A 22,309-nucleotide genomic window follows, 5' to 3' on the forward strand; every position below is an offset into this window, starting at 1 on the left:
CGACGCACAGCTGCGGTCAGTAGATGTATCGGATCTGGTCGGTCCAATATCGCTCCACCCGGCGCAGCGACGTGGTGATGTCTTCGATACCTTCCAACTCCAACACGCCTCTGCTTTGCAATCCTTCGGCGTGACGCGCAAACAGGTCGGACACGATATTGCGGATTTCCCCGCCTCGTGGAGTCAGACGCACGCGGACAGAGCGGCGGTCAATCTCGCATCTCTGGTGGTGCATATACCCCATCTCAACCAGCTTTTTGAGGTTGTAGCTGACATTGCTGCCCTGATAGTAGCCGCGGCTTTTCAGCTCACCCGCCGTCACTTCGTGATCGCCGATATTGAACAGCAGCAACGCCTGAACCGCGTTGATTTCCAGCACGCCGACGCGCTCGAATTCATCCTTGATGACGTCCAGCAGCAACCGGTGCAGCCGCTCCACCAGGGCCAGCGCCTCAAGATAGCTGGTCATGAACCCCTTGGCTCCCAGCCCGGAGACCTGCATTTCGATACTCATCCGACCCTCCGATTCAGTCGTGCTGTTTGAGACACGATGACCTGAAAGTCCGAAAAATCGGTTAAGCCGGTATTGTCTTATTTCTGAAAGGTCTGCGCGATGTTTGAAATCAAACTGGCAAACTGCGCCGGCGGCTGCACCTGACCTGTGACCCATTGATACAGGTCCTGATCGTTTTCGTGCAGCAGCGCGTCAAAGACATCCAGCCCGGCGGCATCCATATCGGCCAGGTTGCGATCGGCATAAGCGGAAAGGATGATGTCCATCTCTTTGATCCCGCGCCGCATGGATCGCATTTTCATTCGCTTGATGCGTACGTCCCGGGGTTCACTCAATTTTTCTGCTCCAGCATCAGACGCATTTTCTTTTCCAGTCGCGCCGCACGTTCAGCGCAAACCCGCATCTCTCCTCGGATGGCGCGCAGTTCGGCCACCGCGGTCGACAGTTCCATTCCACCTTCGCCCTCTTCCACCGGGGCATCCATGCCTTCGCCCTCACCGGTCAGCAGCCACATGATCGAGACATTGACCAGCCCCGCCATCATCGACAACCGGTTCGCACGCGGCTCGGACAGATCGTTTTCCCAATCGACAATCGTCGTCTTCTTGACGCCAAGGCGGCGCGCCAGCTCTGCCTGGGTCATTCCGGCCGCTTCGCGCGCGCCTGCCAAACGGTCCCCGAATGTCGCAGACTCAGGTCCATACCAGTCTTTTTCATCATTCATCGGGGTCTCCAATTCACTTTGTCCATACGGCTTGATCGTCATTCCGGCGCACCCTATGACAGTCGGGTTGAACATACAAACCGAGGCCATCCATGAGTTTCCTGTCTGCGACACTGTCACGCGTCAAACCATCGCCCACGATCGCCATGACAGCCAAGGCCGCCGAGTTGAAAGTTGCCGGGCGCGACGTGATCGGCCTGAGCGCGGGTGAGCCGGATTTCGACACCCCCCAAAACATCAAGGACGCCGCTGTTGCAGCGATTGCAGCCGGAAAAACCAAGTACACCGCACCGGACGGCATTCCGGAACTGAAGCAGGCGGTTTGCGCCAAGATGAAGCGCGATCATGGGCTTGACTACACGCCCGCGCAGATCTCGGTTGGAACGGGCGGCAAGCAGACGCTGTACAACGCCTTGATGGCAACAATGAATGATGGTGATGAGGTGATCATCCCCGCGCCATATTGGGTAAGCTACCCCGACATGGTTTTGCTGGCAGGTGGAAAGCCTGTTGTTGTTGAAACGACGCTGGCCAACAGCTTCAAGCTGACGGCAGAACAACTGGAAGCCGCCATCACCCCAAGGACAAAGTGGTTCATCTTCAACTCGCCCTCGAACCCGACAGGCGCAGGGTACAGCCGGGATGAGCTCAAGGCCCTCACCGATGTTCTGATGCGCCATCCGCATGTCTGGATCATGTCGGACGACATGTATGAACACCTGGCCTATGACGGATTTGAATTCTGCACGCCTGCCGAGGTGGAGCCCGGCCTGTATGACAGGACGCTTACCTGCAACGGTGTTTCGAAAGCCTACGCCATGACCGGCTGGCGCATCGGTTATGCTGCCGGTCCGGTCGAACTTATCTCGGCGATGCGCAAGATCCAGTCGCAATCCACCTCGAACCCCTGCTCGATCAGCCAGTGGGCGGCGGTGGAAGCGCTGAACGGAACACAGGATTTTCTGGCCCCGAACAATGAAACGTTCAAACGCCGCCGTGATCTGGTGGTGCGGATGTTGGACGAGATTGACGGCATAACCTGCCCGACACCCGAGGGCGCGTTTTATGTCTACCCCTCGATCGCCGGGTTGATTGGCAAAACAACACCCGCGGGAACCGTCATCGAAAACGATGAAGCCTTTGCCACGGCCCTGCTGGAAGAGGCGGATGTCGCCGTCGTGTTTGGCGCGGCCTTCGGCCTGTCACCCAACTTCCGGGTCAGCTATGCGACGTCCGACGCAGCCCTGACCGAAGCCTGCGCTCGTATACAGCGCTTTTGTGCATCGCTGAGGTAAACATGTCTGCCGACCTGCCCGAATACTATTTTCGCATCCGTGAAAACGGGGCCGCGGTGTTTCGGATCGATACGGAAAACCGCCAGCGCCGGATCGAGATGGACCAGATCGCCGTCATCAACATCCGCAACGGTGAGGTCAAGCCACACGGGCAACGGGTTTTGTCCGAACGGGATCAGGCAGAGATCGCCCAATGGATGGACGAGCGCCGGGCCATATTGGCCCAGCGCGACATTGACGACATTCACCGCGCTGTCGACTATTTGAACCTGACAACGCAATGGGCGCAGTCCAAGGCAAGCGACGAACAGCTTGAGGATGTAACCGACAGATTGCTGATGGCGATGCACGATCTGCGCACGGTTCTGGTTCGGAAAAAAGCCGACCGGTTGAGCAAAGACTAGGCCGGTTCCGCCGGCGCCTGCATCTGCCGCACCGAATGCATCCAGAACCGGGCCATCAGCAGCACCGCCGCGAATGCCAGGCCAAGCACCAGCCCCAGCCAGACACCGATGCCGTCCATCTGACGGACGAAGCCGAAATAGTAGGACGCCGGAATTCCCACCACCCAATAGCTGAGCGCCGCCATAACCATCGGTATCTTGGCATCCTGCAAACCACGCAGCAGTCCCAGCGCAATCACCTGCGCCCCGTCGACCAGTTGGAACAGGGCAGCCATGGCCAGCAATCCTGTCCCGATAGCCAGAATTTGTCCGCGCTGCGGATCATCGGCCTCCATGAACAGGGAAATCAGCGGCTCGGCATATGTCAGGAACAGGATGACGGTCACGACGGACATGACCAGCGACATGCCTGTCACGGCAATCGCACCTTTCTCCAGATGCGCCTTGTCACGGCGGCCCAACGCGTTGCCGGCCCGGATGGTGGCCGCATTTGACAGCCCCAGATGCACCATGAATGTGGCCGACGCCAAATTCAGGGCGATCCCGTGCGCGGCTAGCGGGACCTGACCCAACCAGCCCATCATCACGGCGGATGTTGCAAACAGCGACACCTCGGCCAGGGTTGTCAGGCCAATGGGCACGCCCAGTTTCCACACGCTGATGAACATTTCCCAATCCGGACGCCAGAAGCGCTGGAACAGGCTGTGTTCCGGCAAGGTCCGGACGACATAGACGACAACCGCGACCAGTGAAACGACCTGTGTCGCGATCGAAGCGATCGCAGCGCCCATCACACCCAGTTCCGGCGCGCCCCAGTTGCCAAAGATCAGCGCATAGTTGGTAAACCCGTTCACAACCGCCGCCGTAACCGTGATCCACAGCACGATCTGGGTTCGCTCCAGGGCCGCAAGGTAGGATTTCAACACCATAACGATGAGAGCCGGAAACAATCCCCAACCGGCAATGCGCAAATATTCCGACGCGGTTTCAGCGATATGCGTCTCTTGTTTCATGGCGATCAGGATCGGATAGGACCACCACAACAACGGCATGACCACCGCAGCGTATAGCAGTGACAACCACAGCCCCATGCGGGTCGAGCGGCGAATGCTGGTTTCGTCCCCTTCTGCCGCTGCGGTGGCAACCATCGGCATGACAGCCCAGCCAAACCCCGCACCAAACAAAAACAGAACGAAATAATAGCTGCTGGCCAGGGTAACCGCTGCCAGCGCCTCGACCCCGTACCAGCCCAGCATGACGGTGTCGGTCAGGCCGATGGCAAACTGCGCCAGATGGCCGCCGATCAACGGCAGGCCAAGCACGGCAATTGCCCGAAAGTGGGCCGGATATGTCATCACTTTTGTCATCGCACCAGCCATATGCGCGGGCTTGGCGCGAGACAAGAGATGATCGCTAAAATGTCAACATGATACCTCGGTGCCCGCTTGCACGGTCCAGGCGGGCACCGGCGTGATTAACGAGCGTCCGGATGCAGTGTCGTACCCAGAATATGCTCGGAGCGGTGAATCACGTGATGCGCCTGCCCCACGATCAACGGATCGGGTTCACCCACAATGTCGTGATCCTTGCCCGGATAGTCCAGCGTCGACAGGAAATGGCGCATACAATTCAGCCGCGCGCGTTTTTTGTCATTCGACTTGATGATCGTCCACGGCGCGTCCGCGGTATCGGTGTAAAAGAACATGGCCTCTTTAGCTTCGGTGTAATCGTCCCACTTGCTGAGGCTGGCCTTGTCAATTGGTGACAATTTCCACTGTTTCAGAGGATCCGTCTCGCGACTTTTGAAACGACGCTGCTGTTCTTCCTGCGTGACCGAGAACCAGTATTTGTAAAGCTGGATGCCCGAACGTACCAGCATCCGCTCCAACTCTGGCGTCTGCCGCATGAACTCCAGATATTCATTGGGAGAGCAGAAGCCCATCACCCGCTCGACACCCGCGCGGTTGTACCAGGACCGGTCGTAGAACACCATTTCGCCAACTGTTGGCAGTTCCTGAATATAGCGCTGGTAATACCATTGCCCCTTTTCCTCCCAAGTGGGTTTATTCAAGGCCACGACCCTGGCCTGACGCGGATTGAGGTGCTCCATGAAGCGCTTTATCGTACCGCCCTTGCCGGCAGCATCGCGCCCTTCGAACAGCAGAACGAAACGCTGCCCGGTTTCCTGCGCCCACAACTGAACCTTCAGCAACTCTGCCTGAAGCTTGGCCTTCTGTTCTTCGTACACCGACCGCGCCATCTTGCGGCCATAGGGGTACTTGCCGCTTTCAAACGCCTGCCGGATCTTTTCAGGGCTGGGCTCTGCGACGTCTGCAACCGGCGTCGGCCCGGTCTTGACCTGAGTTGAATTTGTTTCGACCCGAGCAATGGCTTCCATGAAATCTTTCCTTTTCTGTTGTCCCGGAAAGGAGCTAGCAGAAAGGCCATGGATGCGCTTTGATTGGGGTCAAATTGATGCCTCAAAAACCCACAAATTCCGCACTGGATACAAGGGTCCGATACAAACGTCGTTTTTCAAGCTATGCCCGAGCGGCCCTTGCCTGAATCCTGAATAGGATCGTCTAATCGACCTCGGCCAACATGGCCAAAGCTGGCGCCCGTTTGGCGCACCGGATCGCTGATCCCCTTGTTTCAGGCTTCATCTATGCCCCCAATCGTCAGGGTTGTCAGAGTTGTTGGGCGACAGACCCAATTCGTCGCCTTCTGTCGAGCATCCCAGCCCCAGAACCGTGCGGTTCGCATAAGAGAAGTAGGAACAGACCTGATTGATCTCGAGGATTTCTCCATCATCCCACCCTGCCGTGCGCAGCGCGATCACATCCGCTTCGACCAGATCGCCCGGATCCTCGGTCAGTTTGCGCGCATAGGTCATGGCCGCCACCTGCGCTGCATCCAATGGCGCGGCCGCCGGATCGCGGGCTTCGATCGCCGCCCGGATCGCGTTTCCCCGTTCTTCGTTGGCCAGCAACCGCTGCAACCCTGCGAAATGGTGTTCCACGCAATATCCGCATCGGTTCAGAGAGCTGACCCACACGCCCAGCACCTCAAGAAACCATTTCGGTGTCTTGTTGCCCGAGTGATGCAGCACCGCCTTGTAGATCGCCATGTGCCCTTCCATCGAATGCGGGCGCAACGAATGCGCCATCATGATATTGTCCACATTGTTGCCCGGGCCTGTGACGCGGTCATAGAGTTTCTTCAGCCTGCCTGTGGCTTGCTCGAAGGGGATGGTTCTGATCCAGCTCATTTGGCTTCCTGTTGACGTGATTGCCTGTCGTTCAGAGACTAAAAGCGCTTTGAGCCCGAGGCGAGACGAATTCGACACCCCGTCAGAAAGAACCCGAACCAGCGCAGACCGCAATTTGAACATCGGCCCGGTTTTCCGAAACACCTGCACGGCCTGTCCAGTCAAAGCCGTCCGAGCATTCGTCCTCAACCACCAGCTGTTCGGCAACCCGGTCAGATTGGGCTAGACGCCCTCTATCTCCATGGTGCGGAACTCATTCTTCAGCCAATTGTGCCGGGCACACATCGGTCTTGTGAAATGCTGACGTATCAATTTGCTCATGGCCTTCTGGATCAGCTCCGACGTCGTTGCCGGGTATACTTCGGTTGTAAACAGCGACACTGTGCGAACGAAGTTGCTGCCGGGAAAGGGCATGGCCTTTACCCTGTTGTGAAACCTCTGCGTTCGGTGAAAGCACGCCGCGGTCGTGATTGCCCAGCCACTGCCCTGCGCGACCAGGCCGATGATGGATTGGTTGCACTCCAGTTCAAACCGGTTGGGCAGGCTGAACTTGCTTCGGGCCAGTTGAGTTTCAATCTGCTTGCCGATCACATAGTCACGCGAATACCTCAACAATGGCAAATCGGCATCCGGGTTGAACAGCTCGTCCGGGGATCCTTCGAACTTGTTGGGAACCACGACGATGAAGGGGTCTCTCATCAACGGGTATTCGATCAGCCCCTCGGTACGACCAAGCGGTCGTGTGGCGACGCCCACGTCAAGCTTGTGTTCCTGAAGTTTGGCAAGAATTTCGTGGCTTGGGCGCGTGAAATGGCGGAAATTGCACCGCGGCAGAGCCTGCGCCAGAAAACGAACAAGGTCGGGCGCGATCTGGTTGTCGAAGTCATCGATCAAAGCCAGCCGCAGATCCGTCGCATGCTGCCAGTTTCCCGTTCGTATCTCGGCCTCACCGCGCTTCAGCACAGTCAGACCCTCACGCACATAGCGGGCAAACACCTCGCCCGCCGGCGTCAGGCCCATCGGGCGACGCCCATGGTCGACCAATTCAATCCCCAACGCGCGTTCAAGGCTGCGCAGGTGGTTCGAAACCGTGCTGATCGACAAGTCTGTTTCTGATGCGACTTGCTGAATCGATCCGGATTTGGCGATCAACTGAAACACTTCCAGCCATCGAAGACTCAGAGATTTGGACACGGCAACCGACCATTGTTTCGATTTGTTCGAAACTAGCGAAGCAAAGTTTTGCCCATGCGGCAATGAAGAAGTTGATCAAAACGGTCGATTCTAGGCTTTCATTCGCATAAAATCCGGGTCGTACGGGCTTGGGCTGATAACCGTCGCACCAATCCGTTTCCCGCAGCTGTCCAGCTCCATTTCGCGGCCAAGCTGCGCCAGGGATGGATGAATGAAAGCGTGCGCCAGATTCAGCTCCGTGCGATACCCCCATTCGCCCGACGTGATGGTGCCAACGACAGTATCATCCTGCATCAGTGATGCGCCGGGATGCGCCGGGCCAAGGGTTGAATCGATGCGCAAGGGGACCAGCTTGCGTCGTTGTCCTTCGGACTTCCGTCTCAACAGGGCATCACGCCCCACGAAGACGCCCTTGTCCAGTCGGACAAACCGATCCAGCCCGGTTTCAAAAGGATCAAATTCGGTGATCAGATCGGCTTTCCAGTGCAAAAAGCTCTTCTCCATGCGCATGGATTCAACGGCCCTGGCACCGAACAGTTTCAGCCCGTACGTTTCGCCGACCTCGCGCAAGGCAAGATAGGCCGCATAGAGCGAGGCATTTGGAACATGGATTTCATAGGCCAGCTCGCCCGAGTAACTCAGGTACATGACCGTCGCCGGAGCAATACCGACAAAGCACTCGCGCACGCTGAGCCACGGGAACGCATCAGCCGACCAATCTCCTCTGGCGCAGGCTGACAAGACAGAACGCGACTTCGGACCAGCCAGAACCAGAATGGTCTGATCATTTGTCAGGCTGCGCAACTGAACGTCCTCATCGCTGCGCAGATGCAGGCGCAACCAATCCATGTCGTGAAACTCGCTTGCCGCGGCGGAACCATACCAAACGCGGGCCGCCCCCCTGTGGCTGGCGGGCAGATTGGCAATCGTCGCTTCTGCCTTGATCATACCATGGTCATTCAACAGGTATCCCAACCCGACACGCCCCTCGCGCCGAGGAACAAGCCCGCAAAACAACCGATCCAGGAATGCGTGCCTGTCCAGTCCCGTGATCTCGATACGGTTGAACCCGTTTACCTCTGCAAGCCCGACGCCGGTTCGAATGCTTTCGACTTCGGCGGCCACCAAATCGAAGGTTTCGTCAAAATCGAAACTGAGCGTTGGCGAGAAATCGGGATCGGGTTTGAAATAGTCTACCCTTTCCCATCCGTTGACCACAGTGAACTCGGCCCCTTCGGATGCCAGAACAGGCGTCAGAGGGGTCGTTTTGGCGGGTCGGCCCGCGGGGCGATGTTCATGCGGAAAGTGGAACCTGAATTCGTTCTGATAATCTTCAATCGCCTTGAGCGCGGTGAGTTCCACATTGGCATGACCCGAAAACCTCCGCGGGTCGAGGCACCACGTGTCATAACATGCATCGCCATGCACGATCTGCTGTGCCAGCAACCACCCGTGACCGCCACCTTCACCCAGCCCGGCCCGCAGTCCAATAATGCAGTACGCGTTGCGCTTGCCCGGAATCGGACCGACCAATGGGGCACCATCAATGGTATAGGTGATCGGTCCGTTGACCACGGTGTGAATACCAACTTCCATCAAGGCGGGCATGCGCGCAAAGGCCCCTTCCAGCACATCGGTCACGCGGTCCAGATCATCCGGGCACAATGCGTTCACGAAGTTCGGATCAATCCCGTCCATACCCCAGGTTTTGCACCCCTGCTCGTAGAACCCTAGCAACAGGCCGTTCTTTTCCTGCCGGCAATAGTAATCGCTGATCGGGCAGCGCAGCAGCGGCATCCGGTGTCCGGCATCCCGGATGGCCTCGATTTCTTCGGTCAGGAAATACTGATGTTCCATGGACGACACGGGATGATGAACACCCATCATGGCGCCGACCTCGTTGACCCTGTAGCCGCAGGCGTTGACGACGACATCACAGTCGATATCCCCGTGCTCGGTATGCACGGTCCAGGTGTCATCGCTGTGCTGTGTCAGCGCGGTCACCGGCGTATTTCGATACACCTCGGCGCCCGCCTTGCGTGCCCGGCGCGCAAGGGACTGGCACAATTGCGCCGGATCGATGTCGCCGTCCAGCGGATCCCAAAGCCCACCGATGAGATTGTCGGTCGAAATCAACGGGTGTCTCCGGGCACATTCATCCGCGTCTATCACCTCGAAATGTACGTCCATCCCCCGCGCCATGGACGCAAAGTGACGATAGCCCTGCATCTGCCCTTCGGTGTTGGCCAGACGGATCCCACCGTCTGCGTGATGATAGTTGATCGGGTAATCCGGATCGTCAGCCAGCTCCTTGTACAGACGGATCGAATGCGATTTCAGGCCGACGATCGTCTGGTTCATGCCGAAATTGGTGACCTGCGCCGCCGAATGCCAAGTCGTGCCCGAGGTCAGTTCATTCCGTTCGACCAAAACCACGTCGGTCCACCCTTCCCGGGTCAGGTGGTAGAGCGTCGAACATCCGGCGATCCCGCCCCCTATCACAACGGCTCTGGTACGCGACTTCATGGCAGTGCTCCTTCAACTTCGGCACCAGTCTTGCTGAATAACGGGATGCGCAGACAACAGGGCAGATACGGGTGCCGGAAAATCGAAACCGCGATTTCGGATTCTGAAAACGGCACTTCTTCTTTGATACCGGGACAACTTGGGTCCTACGGTGCAGGAAAACGCTAGGTGACGAAAACACATGCCATCCGACAGCATCAAACGAAGCGGACGCAAAGCACGGCATGCACAGCGTGCGGCCAAGCCCGTCATTGATCCTTGCCCCCCCGGTCAGAAAGGCGGGGCATTCAAGCCCTTGAGCATATCGGAAATCGAGAAGATCTATGACACGGCGCTGCGTTTGCTGGAAAAGCTGGGGATGGGAGACGTGCCGGACAGGCTGGCCTTCGACCTCAGGGCGGCGGGTGCCCAGGATCGGGAACAGAACCGGCTGGTTTTTCCCCGTTCAATGGTCAAACAGGCCATCGCCTCGGCCGCGAAGAGCTTTACCTTTCATGGCCGGGATGAAAAACGATCCATCGAGGTGGGTGGCGACCGCGTGTATTTTGGCACCGGCGGTGCTGCGGTTCAGACCCTTGATATCAACAGTGGGCTTTATCGCCCCTCAACCCTGGCCGATCTGCATGATTTCACCCGGCTGCAGGACACGCTGGCCAATGTCAGTTGGTTCACCCGATGCTGCGTGGCAACCGATGTCCCGGATGTGTTCGATCTGGACGTCAACACCGTTTACGCTTTGGTACGCAACACAACCAAGCCAATGGCAACGTCTTTCACGTTGGCGGAACATGTCGGCCCGATCGTCGAGATGCTGGACATCGTCGCCGGAGGGGCCGGGGAATTCGCCAAACGCCCCTTCCTCAAAGCGCATATAAGTCCGATCATTTCACCAATGCGATACGGCGAGGATGCCGTGGATGTGGTTTATGAATGCATCGCCCATAACATGCCGATGTCCTGCATCACGGCCGCGCAGGCGGGCGCAACCGCCCCGGCAACTCTGGCCGGATTTCTGGCGCAGTCACTGGCCGAAACGCTGGCCAGTCTCGTGATGGTCAATGCGATCAAACCCGGCTTTCCGATGGTCTTTTCCAACTGGCCCTTCATCGTAGATCTCAGGACCGGCTCTTTCGCAGGGGGCAGCGGTGAGACCGCAATCCTGAATGCGGCGTCGGCGCAAATCACGAACTGGCTGGGTTTGCCGTCGGGTGTGGCCGCCTCGATGGCGGATGCCAAGGCCATCGACGCCCAGCATGGGGCAGAAAAAGGCATCACATCGCTGGCGGCAGCGCTGGCAGGAGGCAATCTGATCTATGAAAGCTCGGGCATGACGGCATCTCTGCTCGGGGTCAGCTTCGAGGCCTTCGTTCTCGACAACGAAATGCACTCGCACACGTATCGCGTCTTGCGCGGGATCGAGGTCACCGAAGCCAATCTTGGCTTTGACGCCATATGCCATTCGGTTTTGGGCGATGGGCATTTTCTGGGCAGCGAGCAAACCTATGAAGCCATGGAACGAGACTATTTCTATCCGAAACTCGCCGATCGTCAGGAGCCCCGCACCTGGCAAACCGATGGCGCGATGGATGCGTGGTCATCCGCACGGCGCGCCGCTCAAGAGGTGTTGCGCACGCATTACCCCGAATATCTCACCCCGGAACAAGACGCCGAAATCCGCCGGCGTTTTCATATCCTGTCTTGAAGAGCCGCGGGCATTTCCTGCCTGGTCCTGAACCGTTAGGGTCGCTGAGGAAACTTGCAGAGGATGGGGCATCATGGCCGATTCATTTTTTCAACCGGTATCCGCCATGGAACTGGCCCGATTTGCCGGCATACCCGCATTCATGCGCCTGCCCATGTTGGATCTGGCGCACGAACGTATCTCGGAAGTCGAACTGGGCATCGTCGGTATCCCTTGGGACGGCGGAACCACCAATCGCCCCGGCGCCCGGCATGGTCCGCGGCAATTAAGAGATTATTCCACGATGATCAGGGCGATGAACCCGGTTACGGGTGTGGCACCGTTTTCAATGGTGAACTGCGCAGATCTAGGAGACGTCGCCCCCAATCCCGTCGACATAGAAGACACGCTGGATCGGGTCACGCGTTTCTACTCTGATCTTCGAACCCGCAACATCACACCATTGACCGCAGGAGGGGATCACCTGACCACCCTGCCCGTCCTGCGAGCCCTGGCCGCTTCAAGTCCTGTTGGCCTGATCCAATTCGACAGTCACACCGACTTGTTCGACACTTATTTCGGAGGTCACAAATTCACCCACGGCACCCCGTTCCGCCGCGCGGTCGAGGAAAGATTGGTGGACCCGAAGCGTTTTGTACAAGTCGGAATCCGTGGCACGGCCTACAACACTGAAGATATCGAATGGGGCGAGGCGCAGGGCATCCGCATCATTCGCGTCGAAGAGCTGTTCGACCGGGGCATAGACGACGTCATGAACGAGGTACGCGATATCGTCGGCATGCAGCCGACCTATTGCACCTATGACATCGACTTTGTCGATCCAACTTACGCCCCCGGCACGGGAACACCTGAAATCGGCGGGCCCAACAGCTTTCAGGCCCAGCAGGTCATTCGCAGGATGTCCGGCCTGAACCTTGTTGGCGCCGATCTTGTCGAAGTGTCACCGCCATTCGACCCCCAAGGTGGAACGGCGTGGCTTGGCATCTCGCTGATGTTCGAGCTGCTTTGCGTTCTGGCACAGGCGATCGACGCGCGGCGCTAGGCCCGCGCGACGTTCTCGGCAATCATCGAAATCATCTCGAACATCACGGCCGCCGCCGTCAGCGCGGTGATGTTGTTGGGGTTGTCCTTGGTGGGCATCATGCAGACGACATCGCCGCCGATGATGTTCAAACCGCGCGCCGCACGCAGGATGCCGACCGCCTCATCGATGTCAAACCCCTTCTCACCCGGTTCCAGATTTGACACGGCCGGCGCGACGGTTGGGTCAAGACAATCCAGATCGAAGGTGATGTAAACCGGGCGGTCACCCAAAACCTCTTTGGTCTGCGCCACGACGTCCTGCAATCCGCGCTGTCGGAACTCTCGCATGGTGACGATATTGTACCCGTAATCGTAAGACGGTTGCAGCCAGTCCAGACTGCGTGGATGGCCGCGCAGACCGATCTGCATCGACCGGGTTGGATCCACCTGCCCCTGATCAGCCAGATAGGCCCCCCAGTGAGCCGCGGATTTCTTGGCCCCCAGAAAGTGATCAACCTTGGTGAAGACATCCGTATGCGCGTCCAGATGCAGAAAGCTGACCGGCTGCCCGCCTGCAAGCTTGCCGCCACCCAGGGCCTGAACAATGCCACCGGTGATGGAATGGTCGCCTCCGACGGAAACGGGGCGCGCTCCGGCCGTGTCTATGGTCTTGTAGAATTCAGTGATGCGTTCGATGCAATCTTCGTTGTCGTTGGCCTTTGGAAAAGGCACATCACCAACATCCGCGATCCGCGCACTCTGCCAGGGATCAATTTCAAAGACCGAATGCACCCTGCGTTGTACTGCCGAGACATGCCGCAACGCGCGTGGTCCCAGGTGCTGGTCCCTTTCGGTCGTGCCGTTGCCCGTCGAATGCGGCACGCCCGCCAGTGCGATATCCTGCCCTTCGGGCCCGACATTGGGACACCGGAACAGTGTGGGCACGCCCCACCAATACAGGTTGTCCATCATCGATTGTTCATACGGATCTGTCATGGTTTCCTCGGATCAAAGAAAAGCGCCCTCGATCAGAACCGGGGGCGTTTGCGTTCAGAGTTTTTCGTCTTCTCGTCGGAACGCGCCCTGCACGATCCGGTCCATGACCATGGCAAGGAACAGGATCGCAAAGCCCCCCAGCAGGCCCGGCCCCTTGGCCGCGTATTGCAGCGCCTCGAGGATTTCCTTGCCCAAACCGCCCCCGCCAATCAGTGAGATGATCACGACCATGGACAGGCACATCAGGATCGTCTGGTTCACACCGGTCATGATCGATGGCAGCGCCAGCGGAATTTCAACATCCTTCAACAGTTGCCATTTCGACGCGCCAAAGGCGACGGCAGCTTCTTTGATGCTTTCAGGCACGCCCCGCATTCCCAGTGCCGTCAGGCGGATCACCGGCGGCATGCCAAAGATGATGGTGGCCAGAATCCCCGGCGGGTTGCCGGTGCCGAAGAAGGCGATGATCGGGATCAGGTAGACGAAGGCGGGAAGCGTTTGCATCAGGTCCAGGACCGGTTCCGCCGCGCGATACGCGCGCTTCGATTTGCCGAACCAGATACCCAGTGGAATGCCGAAAACGACGCAAAGCAGCACCGCCGCACCGACCAGAGCCACCGTTTCCATCGCCACGTCCCAATACCCCAGCAATGCGATATAGGCCAGAGAAGACGCGGTGAAGATGGCAACTCTTGGTCCTGCCGCACGCCAGGCCGTCACACAGATGACCAGCATGACCACCGGCCAGGGCGACCCGATCAGTGCAATCGTCAGCGCATCAAGCACCGATCGCACGCCCGCCACGATCCCGTCAAAGATGTCGCCGCCTGCCGCCGCCGCGGCATCAATCCTGGCCTCCATCCAGTTTGCCAAGCTCGAAAACAGCGTGCCGTTGCCTTCGCCAAGAAATATCGCAGACACTTGCTGTTCCGGGAACGCGTCCAACAATGGAAGGGATGCGTTCACGGTGAACTTGTACACAATCAAAGGTCCGATTGCTGCGACAAGGATCGCACCCATGACAATATTACGGGTCGAACGCCCGCTTTCCGTGCTGTCCGGATCGATACGCCAGTTCGAGTACTGTTTTTCATAGACGCGGTCGGCATAGAACCCTTGAACCAATTTGAATACCAGCAACATCAACAACCCGGTAATCAGGATTCCTGCCGCCTCGGACTGAGCAGCGGCGGCCCTTTCCAGACTTGTGGCCGCTGCTTTTTGTATGTTCTCGGCCAGTTTGGTGAAACGATCGATATCGGCCTGTTCCGTGGCATCCGCTGCGCGCGCCAACAGTTCGGCCGCACGTTCCTGCTGACGCGCAGCGCGCTCGGCGAAATCCGCACCGGGATTGCCCCACGCGCCCCTGCCGATCTGGACCCACGCGATGATCTCAAGGATCAGAAAGGTCCAGAACATGCCCCAAATGGCGCGTGACGCAGACCAGAATGGCCCCAGCACCGCGGCCCACGTGTTGAACGTGTTGGGAATCGCGCTGGTCGCATCATGAATCTTGTGGAACGCATTGACATAGTAGTCACCGTTCGGACCCGCGAACTCTTTGATGGAAAGGTCCAAGGCCTCGCGATCGACCTCGATATCAGAGGCGGCCGTTACTTTCATCTCTGTTGCAGCATCAGTCATTTTTGCCCCCCTGGATACCGCGCAACAGGCGCGGCTTGGTCACGACACCCACATCGATACCCGCATCCGTGATGACGACCGGCAGATCAGAATTCACGGCCAGGTCGATCAGCTGATCCAGATCCGCGCCCTCGTCGGCTCGGGGCGCACCGTCAAGTGGCCCTGTATAACTGTCCAAAGGCTCCATGATGGAATGCGCCTTGACCAGTTTGAGTTTTGAGATGCCCTGAACAAATTCGCGCACGTAATCGTCGGACGGGTTCATGACGATGTCTTCGGGGGTTCCGATCTGTACGATGACGCCATCCTTCATGATCGCAATCCGGTGGCCGATCCGAATGGCTTCGTCCAGATCGTGGGTGATGAACAGCGTGGTCTTTTTGAGCTGCGCCACAAGTGCTTTGAACTGGTCCTGCAACTGCAGGCGGATCAGCGGATCGAGCGCAGAAAATGGTTCATCCATCAACAGGATTTCCGGGTCCGAGGCCAGCGCCCGCGCGATCCCCACGCGTTGCTGCATCCCGCCCGAAAGCTCTTTGGGCAGGCGGTCCTCGTAACCTGTCAGATTCACCAGGCTCAGCGCGTGATCCGAGACGGCCCAGCGCTTTGACTTGGACACCTTTCGGATCTCCAATGGATAGGCCACATTATCGCGCACGGAACGATGCGGCATCAGCGCCATGTGCTGAAAGACCATCCCGATTTGCTGGGCGCGAATGCGGCGCAACTCGGATTCCGACAGTTTCGAAACATCGTGACCCAGAATCTCGATCCGACCCGCCGTGGGTTCGATCAATCGATTCACATGTCGCACCAATGTGGACTTGCCCGAGCCGGACAGCCCCATGATACAGAAAATCTCACCCCTCGGCACTTCGAACGTGGCGCCCTGAACGCCGACAACACAGTTGAACCGCTCCAGAACCTCCGGCTTGCCTATGCCTTCGTTTCTGACCGCTTCCATTGCCTCTTCGGCACGCGAGCCGAAGATCTTCCAAACGTTTTCTAATTTTACGACAGGTTCGTCCATTTATCTCCCACAGGGCGATGCCCTGCCCGACAGAAAAAGGCCGCCGCGGTTTTGCGCGACGGCCCAAAGAGTGGTGATTTAGTTGGTCAGCCAGCCGATGACGGTGTCTTCATTCGCAGCCACCCATTCCTTGGCGAAATCCGCAGCTTCGATGTTGTCGACGGCCAGCGCCTTACCCATCGCGCTCAGATCGTCGCCTGTCATCTGGTAGTTGCTGAACAGGGCGGCCACTTCGGGATAGCTCTCTTCCAGTTCCTTGGCGTAGTGCAAGTGAAGCGTTGCTCCGTTCCAGGCCGAGGACGCCTCGGACTTGGACAACCAATCTGGATCATCCGTGGGTTGAACGATTGTCCAGGTGGCCGGATCATGAGGCGGTTCTTCCAGAACCGTCAAATCCTGGGTCACGAAGATATAGTGGGGGCTGTAGCAAAACCCGATCCACGGGTCGCCCGCTTTGGTCGCATTTGCCAGATTGGCATAGGCGATGGTTTCCTCGTATTCCGTCAAATCGAAGATCTGGTCATAGCCATAGGACTTGGCCCGGATCTTCTCGACAACGGTCGACGCCCAACCCGGCGCACCGATCCATACCTCGGGTGTTCCGTTGCCATCGGTATCGAAAATTGCAACCTTGTCGGGGTCGCTCAGGTCATCGATCGATTTGATGTCGTACTGTTCCGCGATATAGGTCGGCACGCACATGCCCTGTTCCGCCTGAACCGGGTTTTGGTTCATGACGACGGTGCCGTTTTCCTTGACATAGGTATCGTGAAGGTTTTGCTGATTGGGCATCCACACTTCCGGATGGACATGCATCGAACCGCTGTCCATGGCCTCGAAGACAATCGGGTTGGTGCCGTTTTGCAATTCCACGTCCAGGCCGAGGTTCTCTTCGATCACGACCTCAAGAATATGTGCCGTGGCGTTCACCGAGGCCCAGTTGGGCACACCGATCACGATATCCGCGGCCATGACCGGCCCGGCAATCGCGAAAGACGCGCTTCCAAGTAGCGTTGCAGTTTTTTTCATCTGATATCTCCGTGTTGGGTCGTTTCCGCGCTTGTTTTTCTCACCCTCTCGGGTAGTGGTGCGCTAAGTTTTTTTTGTGTGGAAAGGCCGTGCCTTTCGGGTTTTTTTGGGCCAGCAAAATCACAGGCTTACATGGCTCCAAAAGTGAAGCATGCGGATGCGCTGCCCTTCAAGGAATACGTTTTTATACCTCTTGAATGCGGTATTTTCGCAAGTTTGTTTCGACTTCCTGCAATTCAACATTGCCCCTCCGAAACCTCAGAATCCGAAAATACCCGCTGGTTTCTTGAGCACCGAAATGCCCCGTGCAGAAGGCACAACCAGTTTCGAAACGGGTGGTGAAGCTGTCCTTTCGCACGAAGCAATTGATATCATTCAGATACTTAATGCGCCTGATCTTGCGTATCGCACCCGCCCCCAAAAAAGGCGTGGCACTTCTTCCCGGCAATTGCGTCACCTAACCGTGGAACCAAGCCACACTGACAAGAAACCGTTCAACACTCTGTGTAAGGTGTCGCCTATAGCAACATTTCAGTTGGCATTTGCCTACCTACTGGTAGATAGTCATCCTTGCTGCAATCAAGGAAGAGAACTGACCCCATGGAAATCAATTCGGACTTCTCTGACCGCGTTGTCGTTCACTCGGACCAGCTGGAATGGCAGGCCTCACCCATGAAGGGTGTGGATCGCAGGATGCTGGACAGGATCGGAGGCGAGGTCGCACGGGCCACCACTATCGTACGTTATGCGCCGGGCAGTCATTTCTCTGCCCATACCCATACGGGTGGCGAGGAGTTCATTGTCCTTGACGGTGTATTTCAGGATGAACATGGTGACTATCCGGCGGGGACCTATGTGCGCAACCCGCCAACCTCGCAACACACACCGGGGTCGGAACCGGGATGCACGATCTTCGTCAAGCTTTGGCAGTTCGACCTGAACGACCGAACCCAGTTTCGCAAAAACATGGTGGATGAGCTGCGCGCACCCGCAAACGGTATCGCCACCGCAGTCCTACATGAGGATGCTCGCGAGATCGTGACCTACGCCCATCTGGACGCGGGCGCGACGCTGCGCTCGGACGCCCCCGGCGGGATCGAGGTTCTGATCATCGACGGGTCGGTCACCGAAGGCGGGGACGAACTGGTCAAAAACGATTGGCTGCGCCTGCCTGAAGGCCACAGCCTGACGGCCGTTGCTGGGGCGGACGGGGCCAAGATCTGGATGAAGACAGGCCACCTGCCTTACGCCCAACCGCCGGCGGTGTAACCGATGTCTGAACAAAACCCTGGCGCAACAACCCCGGTCGAGTTGGGCCCAAAAGCTGGACCTGCGTCCTTCAACTGAGGGGGTTTGACCCATGCGCACTGATACGCTCATCATCGGTGGCGGACTTTCAGGGCTTGGCCTGGCGACACAGCTTGTGGATCAGGGTCAGGAGGTGCTGGTTGCTGAGGCGCGCAGCCGTCTGGGCGGGCGCATTCTAACCGAGCTTCAGGGGCGCGCCCATCTGGACATGGGTCCGGCTTGGTTCTGGCCCGGGCAGCCACGTATCGCAGCGCTGACAGACCGACTGGGCCTGCACCGGTTTGACCAATTCAGTTCCGGCGCGCTGAGCTTCGAAGATGAACAGGGCCGTGTTGTGCGGGGCCGCGGGTTTTCATCCATGGAAGGGTCTTATCGTCTGGTCGGGGGGCTCGCTGCTTTGACGGATGCGCTGTCGGCACGGTTGCCGGATGGAGCAATTCACCTGTCCACGCAGATCACCGCCTTGGCCCGCACCAAAGGCGGAGTTCGGGTCACCTCGCAATCTGGACAGCATATTTGGGCAAGCCGTGTGGTACTTGCCATGCCCCCACGTATCGCGGCCGAGTTGACCTATGAGCCCGCCCTGCCCGATGGCACGTTGTCAGCCATGCGGCACATCGCGACCTGGATGGCCGGTCAGGCCAAAGCAGTTGCGGTCTATGACACTCCGTTCTGGCGCAAAGACGGATTGTCAGGGGATGCTATGAGCCGGCGCGGTCCCATGGTGGAAATCCACGACGCGTCGCCTGCCAGCGGTGGTCCCTTCGCGCTGTTCGGTTTCATCGGCATCCCTGCGCAAGCTCGCCGGGATGAAGGGGCGTTGCGGCAGCAGGTTCTGGCTCAGCTGGGGCGATTGTTCGGGCGCAAGGCGACCAGCCCCAATGCGCTTTTGTTAAAAGACTGGGCGTTTGATCGCTTCACAGCAACCAACCTGGATCTTCAGCCCGTACATGCCCATCCGCAATACGGCATGCCCAAGGCCATGACGCGGATCTGGGAAGACCGGATCATCTTCAGTGGCACCGAAACAGCCGCGCAATTTGGGGGATATCTGGAAGGTGCATTGGAAGCGGCAGAAAACACCGCGGCATTGTTGAGCGCAAATAGGATGAACGTGGCATGGAAATAGATACAAAAACCGCTTTGCTGAATTCTGCCGAATTTGCCGTACGCAGCAAAGGCTTCGACGGCTTCAGCTATGCCGACCTTGCCAATGATGTGGGCATCCGCAAGGCATCGATCCACTATCACTTCCCGACCAAAGCCGCGCTTTCTGCAGCTTTGATGACACGCTACCATACCGAGCTTACCGGACGCTGCGTCGAGATCGAGGAAACTTGCGAAACGGCGGGCGCGCGCATGCGTGCACTGATCGCGCTGTATCGCGCGGCTTTGAACGACGGAAAAACCCTATGCTTATGTGTGTCGCTGATCATCAGCCGGGAAAGCTTGTCAAATGAGGTCACCGACAAAATCCGCGAGTTCCGGCGCATGTTGACCCGGTGGATCGAGAATGTCTTTGCGCTTGGCAAAACAGATCATTCGATCACGGGCGTTGAGGATCCGAAAGCAGAAGCACGCGCGGCATTGGCCTTGCTGGAAGGCGCTCATCTGACGGCTCGGGTCGAGAAGAGCACCCAAACCTTTGACGACGCCGTGGAGGTTCTAACTGCGCGATGTTTGTGACACGGCCCAAGCTTGCGCATACAGAATGGCCGCGTCGATTGTTGAGGCGCCTGCCCGCCTCCCCTGCCCCAGCCCCATTTCGGGTGATCATTCGGGGCGGTCTTTGTAGATGTCGATATTGCCTGCGATACAGCGCAGCAAGCGAATTGGCCGAGGCTGGATGTACTGACCACCAGATTGCGTCCACCACAGGTCACAAAGAAATTTCTCCATGGCTCAAGAACACTCGAAAGGTTCCGGCCAAAAGCGACTCGCAAAGCATGCTCAGACCAAGCGGGGACTAGAACACGAACCAGACATGGGAATTTTCTGAAAAAACCGTAGGTTCGTAAAATACGGGACGTGGTCAGCGTGTGGTCGGATTTGCCATTTTTGTGGCGGGGAGACAGGGATTCGAACCCTGGGGACGCTCTCACGCCCAACGGTTTTCAAGACCGCCGCATTCGACCACTCTGCCACCTCCCCGTCGAAAGCAGGGTCTAAGGCGAAGTTCGACCAGAGGCAAGTCGAAATCGGGAAATCTTGCCGAAGCCTGTGCAGCGGTCTTTCCATGACACTTCAGCCACGTTATGATCCGCAGGAAAGACCGCGACAGGCTGGCATCCAGAACCAGCAGACCGGCAGTGGGGTTCGGAAAACGAAACCCCTTCAGGCAAGGGAAAAGCAGATGAAGCGAGCGATCGAGACACGCCCGGGGCCTAAACGGCTGGCGTATCTGGCGTTGACTTTGACGATACTGGCCGGATGCGAAGAGGTTTTGTCAACTTCTGACTCGGCTGAAAAACCGGAAGACAATTCGGGCAAGACGGAACTCCTGCCCGAGGTGGCCACCGGCTCTCAGCGTGATATCGAGGCCCCTGAGGTTTTTCAGACAACCGAAGCAGGGCTTTGGGATGGCCGGCCGTCTCTTGGCGGGATATGGGTTGCGCACCCGGATGCGTCTCAACCTGAACGTGTCGTGATCAAAAACACGTCCAACAACAAATCGGTGACCGGCGCCCTGTTCCGGCGCGAGCGCAACCTGCCCGGGCCTGCGCTTCAGGTCTCGTCCGCTGCCGCGAAAGAGCTGGGAATGCTTGCGGGGGCGCCGACAAAAGTCAGTGTCGTCGCACTGCGCCGGGAAAAGCTGGAAGAACCGTCGTCGGAAGATGCGCCAGAAGCAGAAGAATCGGCCGCCGAAACCACGGCTGCGGTTGCTGATGGAGCTTCCGACACGCAAGCGTCCGCAGAGCCGGAAAAACCGGTCAAACGGAAGTGGTGGCAGAAAAAGGAACCAGCCGCCGCCGCGGCTGGTACGACTGCGGTTGCAGCCGGTGCAGCCAGTTCATCCGATGAAACGGCTGAGGACGTCGAGCCCGCAAGCGAAGATGCCGAGACGCCTACATCAGCCGACGATCAGGTCGAAGCACCTGCCGATAAACCCGCCAAGCGGAAATGGTGGCAGAAGAAAGCCCCCACAGCTGCGGCTGCGGGAACTGCCGTGGCGGCGGCAGATACAGCGACCGACAGCGCAGACGTAGCCGCCGAAGCCGCTGCGGCCGTGGCGTCGCCCTCTTTGTCGGATGCACCGGTCACACCCCCTGCCGAAAAACCTGCCAAGCGGAAATGGTGGCAAAAGAAAGACCCTGCCGCGATCACCGAAACACCGCTGGACCCGGTAGAAGGGGCCGCAGCAGCAATAGATGCGTCAGACGCCACGCCTGTTGCAGCAGCCACAACGTCGGCGACATCTTTGAGTAAGCCGTATGTTCAGATTGGAACCTTCAGCGTTGAGGCGAACGCCAAGTCAGCAGCCCAAAAGGCGCGTCGCAACGGAATGCCCACGGTTGTTCGGGAACTGAAAACAGCGAATAGTACAGTGTGGCGCGTGCTGGTAGGCCCCGCCGCAACAAGGGCCGAGCGCAAAGCCTTTCAAAAGGACGTGAAAGACCTTGGCTTCAAAGATGCGTTCACGGTAACCGACTAA

Annotated in this window: 21 protein-coding genes and 1 tRNA gene; 8 read left to right on the forward strand and 14 right to left on the reverse strand. The window is 58.1% G+C overall.

Annotation, left to right across the window (positions count from 1 at the left end; translation table 11 throughout):
* Window positions 1-16: 16 nt before the first annotated feature.
* The 3 genes from ACR0I0_RS05840 to ACR0I0_RS05850 all read right to left on the reverse strand — a co-directional run bounded on the left by ACR0I0_RS05840 (window position 17) and on the right by ACR0I0_RS05850 (window position 1,238).
* Window positions 17-514, reverse strand: coding sequence for a MarR family winged helix-turn-helix transcriptional regulator (locus ACR0I0_RS05840; RefSeq protein ID WP_209832653.1), 498 nt, complete (start codon window positions 512-514; stop codon window positions 17-19).
* 77 nt (window positions 515-591) lie between these two features.
* Window positions 592-816 carry a succinate dehydrogenase assembly factor 2 gene (locus ACR0I0_RS05845; RefSeq protein WP_170344713.1) on the reverse strand — a complete coding sequence of 75 codons (225 nt, stop codon included), beginning with the start codon at window positions 814-816 and terminating at the stop codon, window positions 592-594.
* Window positions 817-845: 29 nt separating this feature from the next.
* Window positions 846-1,238, reverse strand: coding sequence for a helix-turn-helix domain-containing protein (locus tag ACR0I0_RS05850; protein WP_152458492.1), 393 nt, complete (start codon window positions 1,236-1,238; stop codon window positions 846-848).
* A gap of 92 nt (window positions 1,239-1,330) precedes the next feature.
* Between ACR0I0_RS05850 and ACR0I0_RS05855 the strand changes: the two genes are divergently transcribed.
* On the forward strand, window positions 1,331-2,533 hold the full coding sequence (locus ACR0I0_RS05855) for a pyridoxal phosphate-dependent aminotransferase (RefSeq protein ID WP_480488004.1): 1,203 nt from the start codon (window positions 1,331-1,333) through the stop codon (window positions 2,531-2,533).
* 2 nt (window positions 2,534-2,535) lie between these two features.
* Window positions 2,536-2,937: a hypothetical protein gene (locus tag ACR0I0_RS05860; protein ID WP_171631253.1), complete on the forward strand. Its 402-nt coding sequence runs from the start codon at window positions 2,536-2,538 to the stop codon at window positions 2,935-2,937.
* Here ACR0I0_RS05860 and ACR0I0_RS05865 read toward each other — a convergent pair.
* The 5 genes from ACR0I0_RS05865 to ACR0I0_RS05885 form a co-directional block, all read right to left on the reverse strand.
* Window positions 2,934-4,304, reverse strand: coding sequence for an MATE family efflux transporter (locus ACR0I0_RS05865; protein WP_480490542.1), 1,371 nt, complete (start codon window positions 4,302-4,304; stop codon window positions 2,934-2,936). The genes ACR0I0_RS05860 and ACR0I0_RS05865 overlap by 4 nt on opposite strands.
* Before the next feature lie 107 nt (window positions 4,305-4,411).
* Entirely contained in the window at window positions 4,412-5,335 is a 924-nt protein-coding gene (gene ppk2 / locus ACR0I0_RS05870) for a polyphosphate kinase 2 (RefSeq protein ID WP_171722987.1), read from the reverse strand.
* A 261-nt stretch (window positions 5,336-5,596) separates the two neighbouring features.
* Entirely contained in the window at window positions 5,597-6,205 is a 609-nt protein-coding gene (locus ACR0I0_RS05875) for a carboxymuconolactone decarboxylase family protein (RefSeq protein ID WP_171631249.1), read from the reverse strand.
* A 222-nt stretch (window positions 6,206-6,427) separates the two neighbouring features.
* Entirely contained in the window at window positions 6,428-7,399 is a 972-nt protein-coding gene (locus ACR0I0_RS05880; RefSeq protein WP_480490543.1) for a LysR family transcriptional regulator, read from the reverse strand.
* Window positions 7,400-7,489: 90 nt separating this feature from the next.
* Window positions 7,490-9,925 carry a GcvT family protein gene (locus ACR0I0_RS05885; protein WP_480490545.1) on the reverse strand — a complete coding sequence of 812 codons (2,436 nt, stop codon included), beginning with the start codon at window positions 9,923-9,925 and terminating at the stop codon, window positions 7,490-7,492.
* A 181-nt stretch (window positions 9,926-10,106) separates the two neighbouring features.
* Between ACR0I0_RS05885 and ACR0I0_RS05890 the strand changes: the two genes are divergently transcribed.
* Complete coding sequence (locus ACR0I0_RS05890; protein ID WP_480490547.1) at window positions 10,107-11,627, forward strand: trimethylamine methyltransferase family protein; 1,521 nt, start codon at window positions 10,107-10,109, stop codon at window positions 11,625-11,627.
* 73 nt (window positions 11,628-11,700) lie between these two features.
* Window positions 11,701-12,669 carry an agmatinase gene (locus ACR0I0_RS05895; RefSeq protein ID WP_480490549.1) on the forward strand — a complete coding sequence of 323 codons (969 nt, stop codon included), beginning with the start codon at window positions 11,701-11,703 and terminating at the stop codon, window positions 12,667-12,669.
* Here the strand turns inward: ACR0I0_RS05895 and ACR0I0_RS05900 are convergent.
* The 4 genes from ACR0I0_RS05900 to ACR0I0_RS05915 form a co-directional block, all read right to left on the reverse strand.
* The gene (locus tag ACR0I0_RS05900; protein WP_171631238.1) at window positions 12,666-13,646 is read right to left on the reverse strand and encodes an arginase family protein; all 981 of its coding nucleotides are present in this window, start codon (window positions 13,644-13,646) and stop codon (window positions 12,666-12,668) included. The genes ACR0I0_RS05895 and ACR0I0_RS05900 overlap by 4 nt on opposite strands.
* A 54-nt stretch (window positions 13,647-13,700) precedes the next feature.
* Window positions 13,701-15,290 (reverse strand): ABC transporter permease, encoded by a 1,590-nt coding sequence (locus tag ACR0I0_RS05905; protein WP_480490551.1) that lies wholly within the window; start codon window positions 15,288-15,290, stop codon window positions 13,701-13,703.
* Complete coding sequence (locus ACR0I0_RS05910; RefSeq protein WP_480490552.1) at window positions 15,283-16,320, reverse strand: quaternary amine ABC transporter ATP-binding protein; 1,038 nt, start codon at window positions 16,318-16,320, stop codon at window positions 15,283-15,285. The genes ACR0I0_RS05905 and ACR0I0_RS05910 overlap by 8 nt, the downstream gene beginning before the upstream one ends.
* Window positions 16,321-16,398: 78 nt before the next feature.
* Window positions 16,399-17,349 carry an ABC transporter substrate-binding protein gene (locus tag ACR0I0_RS05915; RefSeq protein WP_253283232.1) on the reverse strand — a complete coding sequence of 317 codons (951 nt, stop codon included), beginning with the start codon at window positions 17,347-17,349 and terminating at the stop codon, window positions 16,399-16,401.
* A 600-nt stretch (window positions 17,350-17,949) separates the two neighbouring features.
* Between ACR0I0_RS05915 and ACR0I0_RS05920 the strand changes: the two genes are divergently transcribed.
* The 3 genes from ACR0I0_RS05920 (at window position 17,950) to ACR0I0_RS05930 (ending at window position 20,343) form a co-directional block, all read left to right on the forward strand.
* On the forward strand, window positions 17,950-18,618 hold the full coding sequence (locus ACR0I0_RS05920; RefSeq protein ID WP_171722980.1) for a cupin domain-containing protein: 669 nt from the start codon (window positions 17,950-17,952) through the stop codon (window positions 18,616-18,618).
* A gap of 91 nt (window positions 18,619-18,709) precedes the next feature.
* Window positions 18,710-19,786, forward strand: coding sequence for a flavin monoamine oxidase family protein (locus tag ACR0I0_RS05925; RefSeq protein ID WP_209832632.1), 1,077 nt, complete (start codon window positions 18,710-18,712; stop codon window positions 19,784-19,786).
* The gene (locus ACR0I0_RS05930) at window positions 19,777-20,343 is read left to right on the forward strand and encodes a TetR/AcrR family transcriptional regulator (protein ID WP_171631227.1); all 567 of its coding nucleotides are present in this window, start codon (window positions 19,777-19,779) and stop codon (window positions 20,341-20,343) included. The genes ACR0I0_RS05925 and ACR0I0_RS05930 overlap by 10 nt, the downstream gene beginning before the upstream one ends.
* An 87-nt stretch (window positions 20,344-20,430) precedes the next feature.
* On the opposite strand, the gene ACR0I0_RS05935 is transcribed toward ACR0I0_RS05930, so the two are convergent.
* Entirely contained in the window at window positions 20,431-20,556 is a 126-nt protein-coding gene (locus tag ACR0I0_RS05935; protein WP_280922458.1) for a hypothetical protein, read from the reverse strand.
* 162 nt (window positions 20,557-20,718) lie between these two features.
* Window positions 20,719-20,808, reverse strand: a tRNA-Ser gene (locus tag ACR0I0_RS05940).
* Window positions 20,809-21,010: 202 nt separating this feature from the next.
* Here ACR0I0_RS05940 and ACR0I0_RS05945 point away from each other — a divergent pair.
* Window positions 21,011-22,309 carry an SPOR domain-containing protein gene (locus ACR0I0_RS05945; protein WP_171722978.1) on the forward strand — a complete coding sequence of 433 codons (1,299 nt, stop codon included), beginning with the start codon at window positions 21,011-21,013 and terminating at the stop codon, window positions 22,307-22,309.

It is taken from the genome of Ruegeria sp. AG6, from assembly GCF_056541565.1.